General features: G+C 40.6%; 14 protein-coding genes. 5 read left to right on the top strand and 9 right to left on the bottom strand.

Translation table 11 applies throughout. From position 1 onward, the window contains the following. Positions 1 to 6 precede the first annotated feature (6 nt). Together OFN67_RS03290 and OFN67_RS03285 are read left to right on the top strand one after the other, a co-directional pair. The gene (locus OFN67_RS03290) at positions 7 to 735 is read left to right on the top strand and encodes a hypothetical protein (RefSeq protein WP_270868144.1); all 729 of its coding nucleotides are present in this window, start codon (positions 7 to 9) and stop codon (positions 733 to 735) included. A 17-nt stretch (positions 736 to 752) separates the two neighbouring features. Further along, positions 753 to 1,478: a hypothetical protein gene (locus tag OFN67_RS03285; RefSeq protein WP_270868143.1), complete on the top strand. Its 726-nt coding sequence runs from the start codon at positions 753 to 755 to the stop codon at positions 1,476 to 1,478. A gap of 286 nt (positions 1,479 to 1,764) precedes the next feature. Here the strand turns inward: OFN67_RS03285 and OFN67_RS03280 are convergent, their stop codons facing one another. The 9 genes from OFN67_RS03280 to OFN67_RS03240 are packed head-to-tail and all read right to left on the bottom strand — an operon-like array spanning position 1,765 to position 12,371. Next, entirely contained in the window at positions 1,765 to 2,124 is a 360-nt protein-coding gene (locus tag OFN67_RS03280) for a hypothetical protein (protein WP_270868142.1), read from the bottom strand. Further along, entirely contained in the window at positions 2,121 to 4,082 is a 1,962-nt protein-coding gene (gene mnmC / locus OFN67_RS03275; protein WP_270868141.1) for an FAD-dependent 5-carboxymethylaminomethyl-2-thiouridine(34) oxidoreductase MnmC, read from the bottom strand. The genes OFN67_RS03280 and mnmC overlap by 4 nt, the downstream gene beginning before the upstream one ends. Continuing rightward, the gene (locus OFN67_RS03270) at positions 4,082 to 5,560 is read right to left on the bottom strand and encodes an N-acetylmuramoyl-L-alanine amidase (RefSeq protein WP_270868140.1); all 1,479 of its coding nucleotides are present in this window, start codon (positions 5,558 to 5,560) and stop codon (positions 4,082 to 4,084) included. Before OFN67_RS03270 ends, mnmC begins: the two co-directional genes overlap by 1 nt. Next, on the bottom strand, positions 5,544 to 6,632 hold the full coding sequence (locus OFN67_RS03265) for a nitronate monooxygenase (protein WP_270868139.1): 1,089 nt from the start codon (positions 6,630 to 6,632) through the stop codon (positions 5,544 to 5,546). The genes OFN67_RS03270 and OFN67_RS03265 overlap by 17 nt, the downstream gene beginning before the upstream one ends. Next, entirely contained in the window at positions 6,632 to 7,837 is a 1,206-nt protein-coding gene (gene tyrS, locus OFN67_RS03260) for a tyrosine--tRNA ligase (RefSeq protein ID WP_270859273.1), read from the bottom strand. Before tyrS ends, OFN67_RS03265 begins: the two co-directional genes overlap by 1 nt. Positions 7,838 to 7,852: 15 nt before the next feature. Continuing rightward, positions 7,853 to 10,045 carry a RelA/SpoT family protein gene (locus OFN67_RS03255; RefSeq protein ID WP_270868138.1) on the bottom strand — a complete coding sequence of 731 codons (2,193 nt, stop codon included), beginning with the start codon at positions 10,043 to 10,045 and terminating at the stop codon, positions 7,853 to 7,855. Next, entirely contained in the window at positions 10,023 to 10,241 is a 219-nt protein-coding gene (locus OFN67_RS03250; RefSeq protein WP_270859275.1) for a DNA-directed RNA polymerase subunit omega, read from the bottom strand. Before OFN67_RS03250 ends, OFN67_RS03255 begins: the two co-directional genes overlap by 23 nt. A gap of 13 nt (positions 10,242 to 10,254) precedes the next feature. Further along, entirely contained in the window at positions 10,255 to 10,974 is a 720-nt protein-coding gene (gene pyrH, locus OFN67_RS03245) for a UMP kinase (protein WP_270859276.1), read from the bottom strand. 59 nt (positions 10,975 to 11,033) lie between these two features. Then, positions 11,034 to 12,371, bottom strand: coding sequence for an apolipoprotein N-acyltransferase (locus OFN67_RS03240; RefSeq protein ID WP_270868137.1), 1,338 nt, complete (start codon positions 12,369 to 12,371; stop codon positions 11,034 to 11,036). Here OFN67_RS03240 and yajC point away from each other — a divergent pair. Genes yajC through secF form a run of 3 tightly spaced genes read left to right on the top strand, consistent with a single transcriptional unit; the run spans position 12,344 to position 15,162 of the window. Beyond that, positions 12,344 to 12,613 carry a preprotein translocase subunit YajC gene (yajC, locus tag OFN67_RS03235; RefSeq protein WP_270862572.1) on the top strand — a complete coding sequence of 90 codons (270 nt, stop codon included), beginning with the start codon at positions 12,344 to 12,346 and terminating at the stop codon, positions 12,611 to 12,613. The genes OFN67_RS03240 and yajC overlap by 28 nt on opposite strands. Beyond that, on the top strand, positions 12,606 to 14,207 hold the full coding sequence (gene secD, locus OFN67_RS03230; RefSeq protein WP_270868136.1) for a protein translocase subunit SecD: 1,602 nt from the start codon (positions 12,606 to 12,608) through the stop codon (positions 14,205 to 14,207). Before yajC ends, secD begins: the two co-directional genes overlap by 8 nt. Next, positions 14,194 to 15,162, top strand: a complete 969-nt coding sequence (gene secF / locus OFN67_RS03225; protein WP_270868135.1) for a protein translocase subunit SecF — start codon at positions 14,194 to 14,196, stop codon at positions 15,160 to 15,162. Before secD ends, secF begins: the two co-directional genes overlap by 14 nt. Positions 15,163 to 15,169 lie beyond the last annotated feature (7 nt).

Genomic DNA, 15,169 nt, shown 5'->3' with positions numbered 1-15,169 from the left:
ATAAAAATGGCAATGGCGATAGCTTTACTTGCTTGTGTAGTTTTATTTTTTTGTTCTTTAATAATTCCAAAAGGTAGAAAAAAGATTGTTTGGGTTTTTGTTTGGTTTTTGGCATTTTTTGGGGATTATATAATTTTTAATGCGATAAATAGCTACTATGTATCAAAATATGCTGGTATAGAAATTCTAAAAAAACCGATAGAGCGTGGATATTATGGTGGCGAAGTTGGTGAATATACATACGCTGCTTATAATTGGAATTTTAAAAATTTGATTAATGGCTATGTTGATTTTATCGATTTAACCGATAATAATTGGAATTTTAGATTTTATTTAGATGATAATAATTCAGTAGATTGTTTTATTAAAAATCTGCCAAATAAGTGTATAGCAAGAAAAACAATAAAAGAAATTAGCAATTATGTCATAGAAAGTTGCGATAATAACGATTTTTGTGCAAAATTAAATAATTCTGATATTGGTTATTTTGGCAAAATAATTGGTATTAAATTTAACAATAAATTTATAATAAAAAATTTTAAAACTAACGATATTTTAGCGACAAACAAAGGCAGTTATTGCACATACAAAGATAGTATTTTAAATAGCTGGTTTTTTAAAATTTTAGCTTTTGGAGTTCATGCTAGTGAAAATAGTATTTTTGCCAGTCATTGTTATGCTGATAAAAATTTAGATTGCGAAACAACTTTAATAAAAACATTTTTTAGTAAATAAAATTTTTAAGGATAAAAATGGAAGTTTTAATCATAAATCTTATAGTAGCTTTTGCTTGTGCGTTATGTATAAGATATATCGCAAATTCGCAGATAAATAAATTTGCAAAATTCTTTGCTTTATTATTTTTCATTGTTTTTATTCTATTAGGATTTTTTGTATTTGTCTTTTTTCTGACTTTGTTTTTCTTAGCACTAATCACAAAGAAACATAAAGTCAAAATCAATACAATAGATGATAAATTAAATTATGAAAAAATAGAAATTTCAAAAGATGATAAATTTTTATTTCAAAATAAAACTTATTTTGTAGCTACTTTAATAACTCTGTTTTTAACTTATGGATTTTTGTTTGACGGGTTTAAAATGCTTAAATTTAGATACGAGTGTGATATTAAAAAGAATTTTAAGATTGAAATTTTAGATAACAATTATGCACTAAGCGATTTACAAAATATTCGATTAAAAGATAGTGAAATATATCATCAATGCAATAATGATTATGCTAAATGCCCTAAAAATACAGGTTTAATTCATAAAAGCGACATATATATCAATGATAAAAAAATAGGAAAAGTATATAGATATTTTATGCCATATAATTCATTTATGCACAAATTTTTATCTGTATCCACAGATGTTCAGGGCTTAACTTGCCATAATATGCTAGATACTTATGAAATAATCAATATCCTAGAACAAAATTTAATAAACAAAAATTCTAATGAAAAGGATAAAAGATGAGTAACAAATTCTCAACTTACAAAATTTGTGAATTTGTTAATGTGTCATTGTGAGTAAGGCGTATTTGCAATGACAGCAAATTTAGCGGTAGAAATTTTTTACTCGTAGATTGCCACGCGCGCGGTGCGCGCTCGCAATGACAAATCATGCGCCAAAAACGCTTTTTTTACAATACGAAATTTCGGGGCAGGGTTTGGGGGTTGCGCCAGCGAAATGGGGAAATTTTAAAATTTCAAATTCGCTAAATTTAAAATTTATCAAAATTTATTTCTAAATTAAAATTTAACTACTCTTCGGTTTTGTAAATTTTATTCGAAAATCTGCGGTGTTTGATCTGCAAATAGACCACAAAAACGACAAACAAAACCGCCGTTGCGATGATATAGTAGCGGTTTTTAAAGATTATCGCGCCGTTTATGAGCCCAGAAAACAGCGCCAAAACCACAGCCGTGAGAAACGGAAAGCGCACGGCGTCCTTTTCTTTGATTGCGATTATCACAAGCGCAAGGGCGAAAAGCGCGGTATTTAGCAAAATAGCTAAAATTTTAATCTCGGCAAACAAATTTGGATTTGTCCTCGAAATGCCGTAAAGTGCGAGTGCGCCGAGGGCAAAAAGGATTAGAATTATTAGGATTAGTTTTTTCATTTGATTAGTCCTTTTTTGAGTTTGCGAATCAAAAAGCGCGATGGCATTAGCTCGTTTGCGATCGAGCGTGGCACGCAAAGCGGGCGAGAAAGTGCATAATCGCATATAAGCTCAGCGCCCAAAACTGCGGTGCTTAGCCCGTGTGCGCCATGCGCTGTGTTAAGATATAAATTTGGGATAAATTTGGCGCGTCTGGCGGATTTTTTGTTTTTGCTCCATGGCAAATCCTTGAAATCTCGCGCCAGAGTTTCTGGCTCGCATACTGGGCCAATTAGCGGAAATCTATCGCCACTATATCCCCTGTATCCGACCTTAGAGCCGATGATTTTGGCTTTTTTGCTCAAAAACTCGCCAACGCTTTCTAGATTTTTGACATCGTCGATTGCCCTTGCTTCGTCGTGGTAGCACTTCCTATCGTAAGTCGCGCCGATGAGTTGCTTTTTGCCCACGGCTGGGCAGATGTAGCCAGAGGCACTGAGCGGGAATTTGGTTTTGATTAGCGGGCGAATTAGCGTGGTTTGACCGCGCACGGAGCTGATTTGCACGCTAGGATCTAGGTTAAATTTGGCATCTTGTGATACTGCGCCGCGCCCGAAAAACTCCTCGCTCTCGCTTCCTGCGCAAAGGACTAAAATATCGCAAAATAGGCTTGCGCGATCTTTTAAAATCACTTCGAATTTTTCATTTTGCTTTTTGAAATTTAGCATTTCGTGGTTAAATTTGACGCCGAGTTTTTTGGCGAAATGTTTGCAGAGCTTGTGCGGGTGGGCTAGGACGGCGTTTTTTATCATTATGCTTGGATATGGTTTTGAGTGCGCTTTAAATTCGTAAATTTCGGGGTTTCCTGCGCTTTGATACCTTGCTAAAAGCTCGCTATCATAGGCAAAATCCTGCGCCCCAAGCAGGCTAGCTAGCTTTTTGGGAGCGTGTTTGGCATAAAAGCTAAGAGCCAAATCAAATGCGTGTATGTGCATCTCCCCAAGCTTCACGCCCTCTTTGGTGATCAGCGGGGCGCACACACCTGTGAAATTCCCGCTACCATTTAGCCCAGCTTCGCTTCTTTTATCTATCACGCTGACGCTAAAACCTGCCTTTTTAAGTTTAAAAGCCGTGCAAAGCCCGGCAATTCCAGCTCCCACTACGATTGCTGTGGGGGTTTGCGCCTGCGGTGCGCGCTCTTGGTCGTATGAATTAGGGTCGTATAGACAGTGCGTGGCGGATAAATCGGCGAAATTTGAAAACTGTATTGGCAAAATTTGCGGGTGCTTTCTGGCAAAATAAAAATTCTCTACTTCATCATCTTCGCGCAAAAATTTCGCCCTAATCATGTGGCGTTTGGTGTCGAATCCGTCTGTTTTCTCGACGAAAAACCCTGCCTCGCGCAGTGATTTTGCCACCCAACCAGCGCTTGTGTATGTCGCTAAAATCGCGCCCTTTTTGCAAAGTGGCGTAAGGGCGGCAAAAATCTCTTTGCTCCAAATGGTTTCGTTTTTTGCAGGTGAAAATCCGTCTAAAAACCACGCATCAGCCTTGAAATCAAGCTCATTGATTAGCTCGCTAGCCTCGCCAATGCAAAGATCAAGCGTGATTTTTTTGCCAAAATTTATGCGGTGGATTCCCTTGGTAAGGGGCGGGAGTTTTTTGATTAAAATTTTAGAAACTGATGAGAGTTCGCTAAATTTAGCCCAAATTTGGGCTAATTCGTCCTTGCTAAGCGGATTTTTTTCGATTGAGACAAAGTGTAGGCGTTTGTTAAATTTAAGTGCTTTTTTTGCGCAGAGCAAAAAGTTGCGCCCCACGCCAAATCCTAGCTCGCCCACGATGATAGGCGCATTGCTTGCAAACGCCGTATCTAGCGCGCTTATAAAGACATATTCACTCTCGCCAAGAGGATTTTTGAAATTAAAATAAAAATCCTCGTAAATTTCACTAAATGGTGCATCATTGATAAATTTCATCACTTATTCTTTTGAAAATACGCATCTACGCCGTTTGCGATACCTTGGGCTATGCGGTCTTGGTATGCAGAGGTGCCTAGGTTTTTGCCCTCGCTTGGGTGTGAGATATAGCCCATTTCTACGAGCACAGCTGGCATTGTAGCCCCCACTAGCACCCAAAACGGTCCCTCTCTGACACCGCCGTCTTTGCTTTTGTAACTTTTTTGGACGGAATTTAACATATAGCTTTGGATATCGATTGCAAGCTTGTTTGAGGCGATTATTTTTTCTCTATTTAAGAAATTTAAAAATGTCTCTTGCGAAAAGGCGTTCATATCCTCCATGTCGCCTTGGTTTTCAAATGCTGCGACATTTTTGCTACGCTCTGATTTGGCTGGGCTTAAAAAAAATGTCTCCACGCCACTGAAATTTGGCGCTTGTTTGGCGTTTGGCGCGGCGTTTGCATGCACCGAAATAAACATATCGGCATTTTTTTTGTTGGCGAAAGCTGTGCGGGATTTGAGGTTGATAAATACATCGTTGCTTCTGGTATAAAGCACCTTGTAACCGCGTTTTTGAAGCAGTGCGCCAAGCTTTTTGGAGGTTGCAAGAACGATAGTTTTTTCCTTCAAACCATTTCCGATAGCGCCACTATCTTTGCCGCCATGGCCTGGGTCTATGACGATTAGTTTGCCTTTTGTAGATTTGTAAATTTTATTCGTCCCGCTCGCCTCGCTTTTGGCTGAATTTACCTGAGTAGCTTTTGTGCTAGTTTGCGCTGGCATAGCGATTTTAGCCCCCGCTTTGGCGATGATTAACTCATTGCCAAAAATTTCAATCTTTGGGTTAAATTTTTGGTTGTGATTTAGCACGACGCGGGCGATTTTGTCGTTATACTGCGAAGTGCGAACTTCATCTACGAAACTGCCCGTTAATCTCGTGGTGTGCGAGCTGTTTTTGGCGTTAAAATCTAGGACATAGCGATAAACTTTATCTTTGTTAATTACGAAATTTTTATACTCGCTGTGGTCTAAATTTCTGTTAAATTTAACCCTGACGCTGTTTTTATCGCTACTGATTGATTGCAAAATTAAAGGTTTTGATTTGTCGATTTTGGTGGTATTTGGCGTGATTTTGCCTGAGTTTAAAAACTCTAAATCAGCCTTGCTTAAAGTTTTTTTAGCGTCCGTGATAGCCGGCTTGTAATCGGCCTTGGCGCCTAGTTTTTCTAGCTCGGATTTATACACAGAGTAGTTTGAATACCCAAGCACCTCGCTACTATAAGTTAGCCGTTTTAGGACGCTAATTTTGGTTTTTTTATCTTTATTTGAAGTGGCGGAATAAATTTTTTTAAGCTCGCTGTGAAGCTCTTTTTTCGCGGTTTTGCTAGCGCTGACATAGTTTTTGTCAAAATTCGCAAAAACGCTACTAGCGTTCGCGCCAAATGCGAAACTCAGGCTAAAAACAATAGCGCATAAAATTTTAACTATCTTCGCCATTTACGAGTTTTTCCATTAATTCTTTGACGCTTATGATTTCGTTTAATCTCCAACCATTTGCGCCTGTGAAAAACAGCCCGCTCTCTTGTCTGCCAAGATAGGCGTCGCTTAGGCGATCTGCTATGCAGTATCCGACGAGTTTGGCGCCTTTGCCACGCTCGCAAGGTGCCACGCAGTTGCTAACGCATGAAATTTTCGGTGCGCTTCCAGCGGCAATCATATCTTGCAAATTTGTATGAATTCCGCGCGCAGGGTAGCCTACTGGGGATTTTAGAAGTTTGATATCTTCTTTTGTGGCTTTTAGTAAGACCTCTTTAAATTTCTCGTGGGCGTCGCACTCAAATGTGCCGATAAATCTAGTGCCCATTTGAACACCGTCTGCACCAAGACTTTTGGCTTTATCTATATCGTTTTTGTCCCAAATTCCACCTGCTGCAAATAGCGGGAATTCTCCCCAGCTATCGATTTCGGCTCTTACTTGTGGGATTAATTTTTCTAGCTGATACTCTGGGTCGGTGCATTGCTCGTAGGTAAAGCCCTGATGACCGCCACTTAGTGGGCCTTCTAGCACGACGCCGTCAGGTAGGCGGTTGTATCTGCCACTCCAACGCTTGGCTATGATTTTTAGAGCCTTGGCAGATGAAACGATAGGCATAAGCGCGACATCTGGGAAATCGGCGGTAAATTCAGGCAAATTCGTAGGAAGTCCAGCCCCGCTGATGATGATATTTATCCCAGCTTCGCAAGAATCCTTTACAATGCGCTCATAATCATTAGCCGCGCACATGATATTCATCGCTAGTGGTGCGTCGCCACAGATTTCGCGAGCGTTTTTTACGATTTGAGTAAGGGCTTTTTTGTTATAAAAATTTAGCGAAGAAAATGGTCTATCGTGGATACACTTTTCCGAAAATTTAAGGTCGTCATAATATCCAGTCCCTACCGAGCTAATCACGCCCAAACCGCCATTTAAGCTGACATTTCCAGCTAGCTTGTCCCAGCTAATCCCTAGCCCCATTCCGCCTTGGATAATAGGGTGTTTGATCTCGTATTTGCCGATTTTAACGCTCATTATCTTACCTTTAATTTAGCAAATTTTTTCTTTCCTACTTGTAAGGTGTATTCGCCAGCACTTAGTTGGAGTTGCTCGTCTGAAATTTTGGTCTGATCGACGCTGACGGCGTTTGATTTGATTAGGCGTCTTGCATCTGAGCTAGAAGTGGCTAGCTTGCAAATAAGCAGAGCCTTTACAATCCACGCTGGGGCTGAAACGCTAAATTCAGGGATTTCTGCTGGAAGCTCGTTTCCGCCATGAACTCTATCGAATTCCTCTTTTGCCTCTAATGCGACATCTTCATCATAAAATCTCGTAACGATTTCTGTGGCAAGCTCCTCTTTTACGGCTTTTGGATGCACAGCTTCGTCTGCTACGAATTGTTTGATTAGTGCGATATCTTCGTTGCTTTTTTGTGATAGTAGATTATACCAATCCCACATCAAATCATCGCTGATACTCATTACCTTGCCATACATATCGTTTGGAGCGTCTGTTACGCCGATATAGTTTCCTAGGCTCTTGCTCATTTTATTTACCCCGTCAGTGCCCACAAGAAGTGGCATCATAACGACGGCTTGTTCTTTGCCTACATTATAAACTCTTTGGAGTTGGCGTCCCATAAGAAGGTTAAATTTTTGATCAGTGCCGCCAAATTCGATATCGCATTTCATACATACGCTATCATAGCCCTGCAAAAGCGGGTATAAAAATTCGCTAATGCTAATTGGCATTTCGGCCTTGTAGCGTTTCTCGAAATCATCTCTTTCTAGCATTCTGGCCACATTAAATGTGCTTGATAGCTCGATTACACCGCTAGCGCCTAATCGGTTTGTCCATTCGGAGTTGAACATTACCTTTGTTTTTTCTGGGTCTAAAATTTTAAAAACTTGCTCTTCGTAGGTTTTGGCATTTTGCATTACGACATGGTGAGGAAGTTTTTTTCTAGTTTCGCTTTTGCCTGTTGGATCGCCGATTTGAGCTGTGAAATCACCGATCAAAAACTGCACGATTGCGCCGTGTTGTTGCAAAAATGCGAGTTTGTTTAGCACGACAGTGTGTCCTAGGTGTAGATCTGGCGCAGTCGGATCCATGCCGATTTTTACCAAAAATGTTTCGCCACTCTCGTAAAATTTAGTAATCAAAGCCTCGATTTGCTCTTCGCCTATTATCTCGCTTACTCCGCGTTTGAAATTTGCCATTATATCTTTAATGTCAGCCATTTATTCTCCCTTTTATTAGTTTTTATACACATCATCTAATGATATAAAATCAGCGATTTTATATCTATTTTTTAATCTGTCTTTGATATAAGTGTGGTCTAAATTTTCGTTTAATTCTATAATGATTTCGAAAAAATCAGACACAGCTTCGTTGTTTTCGTTCAAATTTATTGAAACTAAATCGACGCTTAGTTTAGCCAAATATGTTAAAAACTCAGCCAGTGAGCCCCGTTTGTTTTCGATATTTAGTATGATTTTATACCTGTGTGGAGCGTTTCGCGTCCATTTGACGAAAATCATTTCATCGCTTTTCATTAAATTTGCCGCTCTTTCGCAAAGCTTGTGATGAACCGTGACATTGTGTCCGTTGCGAAATCCGATGATATCGTCCCCGCGCTTAGGATTACAGCAGTAATCAAACTCTACTTCGTTGATTTTGTAGTTTGAATACACCACGATATTGTCGAATTTTTGCTTTTCGACGCTGTATTTATCGCGGAATTTCATATTAAAAAGCTTCTCTTTGAGCGGGTATTTTTTCAGCGCATTTACGACATCTTTCAAAAATACCGAATCATAGCTTGCTTTGCCGACTTTTTTAATTAAATTTTCTTTTTCTACCCAGTTTATCACGCTCTCTTCGGTCGTGGCGAAAATCGCACTTAAAATTTTAATCGCTACTTCTTGATTTACATCGCGAATTTTTTGTTTGCAAAATGCCTTGATTGTGGCTCTTGCCTTGCCTGTTTTGACAGAATTTAGCCAGCTACAACGATAGTGTGGGTTGTTTCCTGTGATGATATGGACGATATCGCCGTTTTGAAGCTCGGTTAGAAGCGGGACTTTTATGCGATTGACAAAGGCTTCGACGGCTTTAAGACCGACTTGTGAGTGTATTTCATAAGCGTAATCAAGCGCAGTCGCACCTCGTGGGAGCGTGAAAATTCCGCCCTTTGGCGAATACACTGCGATATCCTCGATATATAGGCTATCTTTGGCATATTCGTATAAATCATCGGCGTTTGAATCATCGGCTTCTTGCAAGCCAATATCGCTAATCCAATCAAGCTTAGGATTTAGTGAGCCGGAGTATTTGTATTTCCAGTGCGCAGCCACGCCAAGCTCGGCTGTATTGTGCATCTCTGTGGTGCGGATTTGGACCTCGACTATCATGCTGTCGTTAAAAACAGTAGTGTGAATCGTCTGGTAGCCGTTTTGTTTAGGTAGGGCGATATAGTCTTTAAAGCGCGAAATCAAGGGGTTAAATTTGGTATGGATTACGCCAAGTGCTAGGTAGCAATCCATCGGCTTTTGCACGATTATGCGGATAGCTAGCAAATCCAAAACTTCCTCAATCGAAATGCCCTTTCTTTGCATTTTTAGGTAGATTGAATAGTAATGCTTCATACGCTTTTGAATTTCAAAGCTATTTTCGCTAAATCCGTTTGTAAGTAGATACTCGCTAATCGTTTCGCTAAATTTGCTTAAATTTATTTGGAGCTGTTGTTTATGCTCTTCGACATAGTTTGCGATTGTGGCGTATTCTTTTGGCATTACATATTTAAAGCTTAGATCTTCTAAGATATTTTTAATCGATGAAATTCCAAGCCTGTGCGCGATTGGCGCATAAACTAGAAGTGTCTCTTCGCCTATGCGTTTTTGCTTATCTGGGCGCAATGCTTCTAGGGTTAGCATGTTATGGAGCCTATCGCAGAGTTTGACCACCAAAACGCGCTGATCTTCGATAGAGATCATCAGCATTTTGCGAAATGTCAGAGCTGTGGTGCGAAGTTTAGCGTTTTTATCGCCAGAAGGGGCTAGTTTATCCTCGCGGATATTTACGATTTTTGTCATGCCCTCTACGATTTTTGCGACATCTTCGCCAAATCTATCCCCGACTTGCTCGGTGCTAAAATCCGTATCCTCGACCACATCGTGCAAAAGTGCAGAAATGACCATAGCGTCATCACCGCCCATAAATGCGACGAAACACGCTACCAAAATCGGGTGGATTGCGTATGGTTCGCCACTTTTGCGAAACTGACCCTCATGCTGCGTAACGCATAAATTTATCGCATCTACAAGCACTGGGGTCGGCTCTTTTAGGCTATAAAGTAGCCGTTTGGCGTCCTCAATCTCTTTTGTTTCGACAATATCTTCGATAAGGCTTTCTAAATAGCCGTCACTAATCCTTGTCAATGATTCCATCTAGGGTAATCTTACCTTCTGCTAATTCTAAAATCGCAATATCTGCAAATTTCATATTGCGAGTATCTATATTTTCTACAAGTGGAGTTGCCCCAGCGGCAAGCTCTTCTGTGCGTTTAGTAGTCATTAGTGATAGCTTGTAGCGATCGCCTCCTGTGACTTTTAACGCTTTTGCTATGATTTGTTCTGTTCTCATTAATTCTCCTTTTTTAGTTTTTTACGATTGAACATTGGCTTAAATCGCCGTTATTGATGATTTTGTGTAAATTTCCGCTCTCAAACATATTGCATACGATGATTGGAAGCTTGTTGTCCTTGGCTAGGGCGATTGCGGTATCGTCCATGACCTTGATATTATCGTGCAAGGCTTGATCGTAGGTAATGGTATTTAAAAGCACTGCGTCATCGAATTTATGCGGATCTTTGTCATAAATTCCATTTACCTTTGTCGCTTTGATAATCGCGTCTGCGCTGATTTCGACCGCGCGCAAAGTACCAGCAGTATCAGTGGTAAAAAACGGATTTCCAGTGCCTGCTGCAAAGATTACGACCCGTTTTTTCTCCAAATGTCTTTTAGCTCTGCCGATGATGAAGGTTTCGCAGATTGCTTCCATTTTTATCGCGCTTTGCACGCGCACATCTATGCCGTTGTATTCGAGTGCCTCGCGCATAGCGATTGCGTTGATTACGGTTGCTAGCATGCCCATGTGATCGCCACTTGTGCGTTTGATGATACCGCCAGCTGCCGCGCTTACGCCACGGATTATGTTTCCGCCACCGATTACGATACCTACCTCGATACCGTTATCGACGAGCTGTTTAATCTCTCTGGCTATAAATTTTAAAATTTCGCTATCTATTCCAAAACCATCTTTTCCAGCCAGTGCCTCGCCTGAAAATTTAACGAGCACACGATTAAATTTTGCCATTTTAATGCTCCTTGAAAAAATTTGATTATGTTATCTAAAACTCGTTTAAAAATAGCTTTTTACGCCGTTTTAAATAATGCCAAAAATTTATTCACCCATAGTTTTTTAGGCGTGATTATCTCGCTAGGGCTACCGTTTATGGCGTGATACACACTTGCCCCGCTTAGCGTGGCGTAATAGCGGATTATCAGGCGTTGCAGGTGCGGTTCGTAGCTAGGGATAAACCAGCCGTTGTTTGAAATCGCCACGACAAATTTTGGGTCATCGCTGTAAAACTCGCCCCTTGTCGCCTCGTAGCAAATCGCGCTTTTTACGGGGATTTCTTTGATTTTATAAAAGCTAAAATTTGGCGCAATCGAAAAATCGCTAGCCCCGCCTAAAAATGTGTTATTTATAAAATCTCTAATTGGCGCAGGCAGGGGCACTTGCTCGCCAAAAGGCACCAAAATGTGTTTGTCAAATCTGCGCAAATTTCCGTTTTCAAAAACATACGCGCTGTTGTAAAATTTAGACTCTTCATACGCCTCGGCACCGGCTACAATCGAAATTTTATGCGATTTTTCTAGCAAAATTTCCTTTAAGGCTTCCTCGCGGTTTAGATACAGAGCAAATGCGCTCTCTGGCAATACTATCGCCTCGTAACCACTTTCTATCGCCTCGTCGATTTTGGCTAAATTTTCTCTAACCGCGTCTAAAATTTTCTCCTCGTCCCAGATGTCAAACTGCGAAATTTGCGAATTTTCAAGCTTGATTTTAAGGGGCAAAAATTCGGCTTGTTTTTCTTTAAATTCTAACGCGCAAATCAAGCAAGCGCAAAAAAGCAAAATTTTGGCTTTGTGCCTAAATTTTATTAAAATGCAAATTCCAGCCAAAATCGCGCAAAATGCGAAAATTTCGGCTCTGAAAATTCCGTGTGAAAACAAAAGCTCGAAATTTAGCCAATCAAAGCCAAATGGGTGGATAAATTTCAGCCCCACCAAACAGAGCGCGCGCAGTATCGGCTCATCAAAAATGGCAAAAATACGAAAAATCGCCCCCGCAATCAGGCAAATTCCTAAAATTTCAACTGGGATTAAAAACGAAAGTCCAAAATAAATCAGGCTAAAACTAATCCAATAAAACCAAATCGCGCCGATAAAAAACCCAAACCAAAACCAAATTTGCCTTTTGCTTTTTAAAAGGACAAATAGCGCAAAAATCGCGATTAGTGGCGATAAAAATTCAGCCAAAAGTGGTAAAATTCCACTTAAATTTTGGCTTAAAATTTCAACAAATATAAAATTTGAAACTCCAAGCGCAAGAAAAAAGCCGTTATTTATTTTATTTAATGTAAAATACTCTCTTTTTAAATTTTTTACAAAGGAAAACGATGGAACAAGGAAGTCTTTTTGGAACATTATTACCTCTAATTGTCTTTGTTGGGATTTTTTACTTTTTGCTAATCAGACCGCAACAAAAACAAGCAAAAGAGCATAAAGCTATGGTTGATGCGCTCGCTAAGGGCGATAAAATCGTCACAAGTGGCGGACTAAAATGCACAGTCGTAAAAACAAGTGAGGATTTTATCACAGTTAAGCTTAATGATGATGTTATCGTCGAACTAGACAAACTTTATATCGCAAGAAGGTTAGATGCGTAGTAAGATTACATATCGTTTGATTGCCTTTTTAGTAGCGGCAATTTTTAGTTTGATTTTTGCTATGCCTTCGATTTTGCAGAGCGAAAAGGGCGATAAAATCAACCTCGGACTTGATTTGCAGGGCGGTCTTCACATGCTGCTCGAAGTCCAAAGCGACGAGGCGATAACTTCGAAAATCAAATCAATCGCAGCTAGCGTAAATTACGCTGCTAAGCGCGATGATTTGCTAATGGACGGCTTGAAGCTTGATAGCGATTTTTTCGAATTTGAAATTTTAGACCCCGATGAAGCGCCTAAATTTGACGCTTTGCTTCACTCTGCTGCTAGTGGGCTTGAAATCGCCAAAACTGGCGAGAAATACCGCGTAAGCCTGACACCAGAGGAGATCGCTAGCACCAAAGAATACGCGATTGCTCAGGCTGTGGATACCATACGCAACCGCTTGGATCAATTCGGCCTTGCTGAGCCAACAGTCGCCAAACAGGGCGAGAGCTATATCCTAGTCGAGCTTCCTGGAATTAAGAGCTCAGAAGAGGAGCAACGAGCCAAAGATTTGATTGCCAAAGCAGCGCATTTACAGCTCATGGCACTTGATGAGATTCGCCAAGACAGAGCCTTAACAATGAGCGAAGATGAGGCCAAAAGCTACGGCGATGTAATTTACCCTGATGCGAAAAATCCAGAGTATAAATACCTAATCAACGAAATTCCGGTTTTAGACGGAGCAATGCTAGTCGATGCTAGGGTGGCTTTTGATCAAAATACAAATCAGCCAATCATAAATTTCACGCTTAATTCACAAGGCGCGCAAATTTTCGGCGATTTTACAGGCGAAAATGTCGGCAGACGCCTTGCGATTGTGCTTGACGGCAAGGTCTATTCAGCTCCACGCATTAACGAGCGAATCGGTGGCGGAAGCGGACAAATCAGTGGCGGATTTAGCGTGCAAGAAGCACACGATGTGGCGATTGCACTGCGCTCTGGTGCGCTTTTGGCTCCTGTTAGCGTGAGCGAATCACGCAGTATCGGACCAAGCCTAGGTCAAGATAGCATAGATCAAAGCGTGAAAGCCCTAACTTTCGCGGCGATTGTAATTTTGATTTTTATGGTTTTATATTATGGTATGGCGGGTGTGTTTGCAGATATCGCGTTAGTTGTAAATATTTTATTTTTGATAGCGTTTATGGCGCTGTTTGGAGCGACACTGACCTTGCCTGGTATGGCTGGAATTGTGCTTACCGTGGGTATGGCAGTCGATGCTAATGTCATCATAAATGAGCGCATAAGGGAAGTGCTAAAAGCTGGTGGCTCCATTAGCCAAAGTATCACCAAAGGCTACGAAAACGCTATGAGTGCGATTGTAGATGCAAATATCACTACGCTGATTACTTCGGCTGCCTTGTATGCGTATGGCACAGGCCCTGTTAAGGGTTTTGCGGTAACTATGAGTATAGGTATCATCGCGTCGATGATTACTGCGATTTTGGGCACTCATGGTATGTTTGAGGTGGTAATGGGCAAAATGGAAAAGAGCAAAAATACGAAATTTTGGCTAGGTTACAAAGTCAGAAAGGCGCAAAATGCAGGTATTTGATAGTGATAAAATTTATGATTTTATGAAATTTAGACATATCGCATTTGTGATATCTGCGATTTTGATAATTGGCTCGATTGGGCTATTTTTGATTAAGGGCTTTAACTATGGTATAGATTTTAGCGGTGGAACGCTAATTCAGGTCAAATACGATACAAAAGCCCCGCTTGATGAAATTCGAACTCGCTTTGAAGCGGCAAATTTGGGAAATATAAATGTAACTGAGTTTGGAAGCGAAGAAGAAGTTACTATTAGATACTCTGGCAGTAGCGATTCGCTGGGCGATAATCCAGCCTTAGCAGCGCAAGAAATTTTAAAAGGAAGTGGGAATTTCGAGGTTCGCAAGGTCGATGTGGTGGGTCCAAAGGTCGGTAGCGAGCTACGCACAAAGGGAATTATGGCGCTTTGCGTATCGTTTGCGCTGATTTTGGTTTATATCACAATCCGCTTTGAGTGGAGATTTGCGATTGCGGCGGTGATTTCGGATCTGCACGATGTCATCATCGCATGTGGTGCGCTGATACTATTTAAAATCGATTTTAACCTTGAAATTTTAGCCGCACTTCTTACGATTATGGGTTATTCACTAAACGATACTATCGTCGTTTTCGATAGGATTAGAGAGGGTGTGCGCACTAGCAAATCCATTAAGCTAACCGAGGTTATCAACGAATCAATCTCAGCTACGCTTTCAAGGACATTTTTGACATCATTTACGACCTTGCTTGTAATTGTGATTTTGTTCGTTTGGGGTGGAGCTATGATACATGGATTTAGCCTTGTTATGCTTGTTGGCGTCGTGGCTGGAACATTTAGCTCGGTTTTCATCGCTGCACCGCTTTTGATTTTATTCGGATTCGATGTGGAAAAATACCGCGCGTTTTTGGCTGATAAACAACGACGCGCCAAAGAAAAAGAAAAAATGCGCGCAATGTATGAAAAAGGCACTGTATAAGGATAGA

Source organism: Campylobacter sp. JMF_11 EL3 (assembly GCF_027736965.1).
Classification (GTDB): Bacteria; Campylobacterota; Campylobacteria; order Campylobacterales; family Campylobacteraceae; genus Campylobacter_B.
This window is presented reverse-complemented; position numbering and strand designations above follow the sequence as displayed.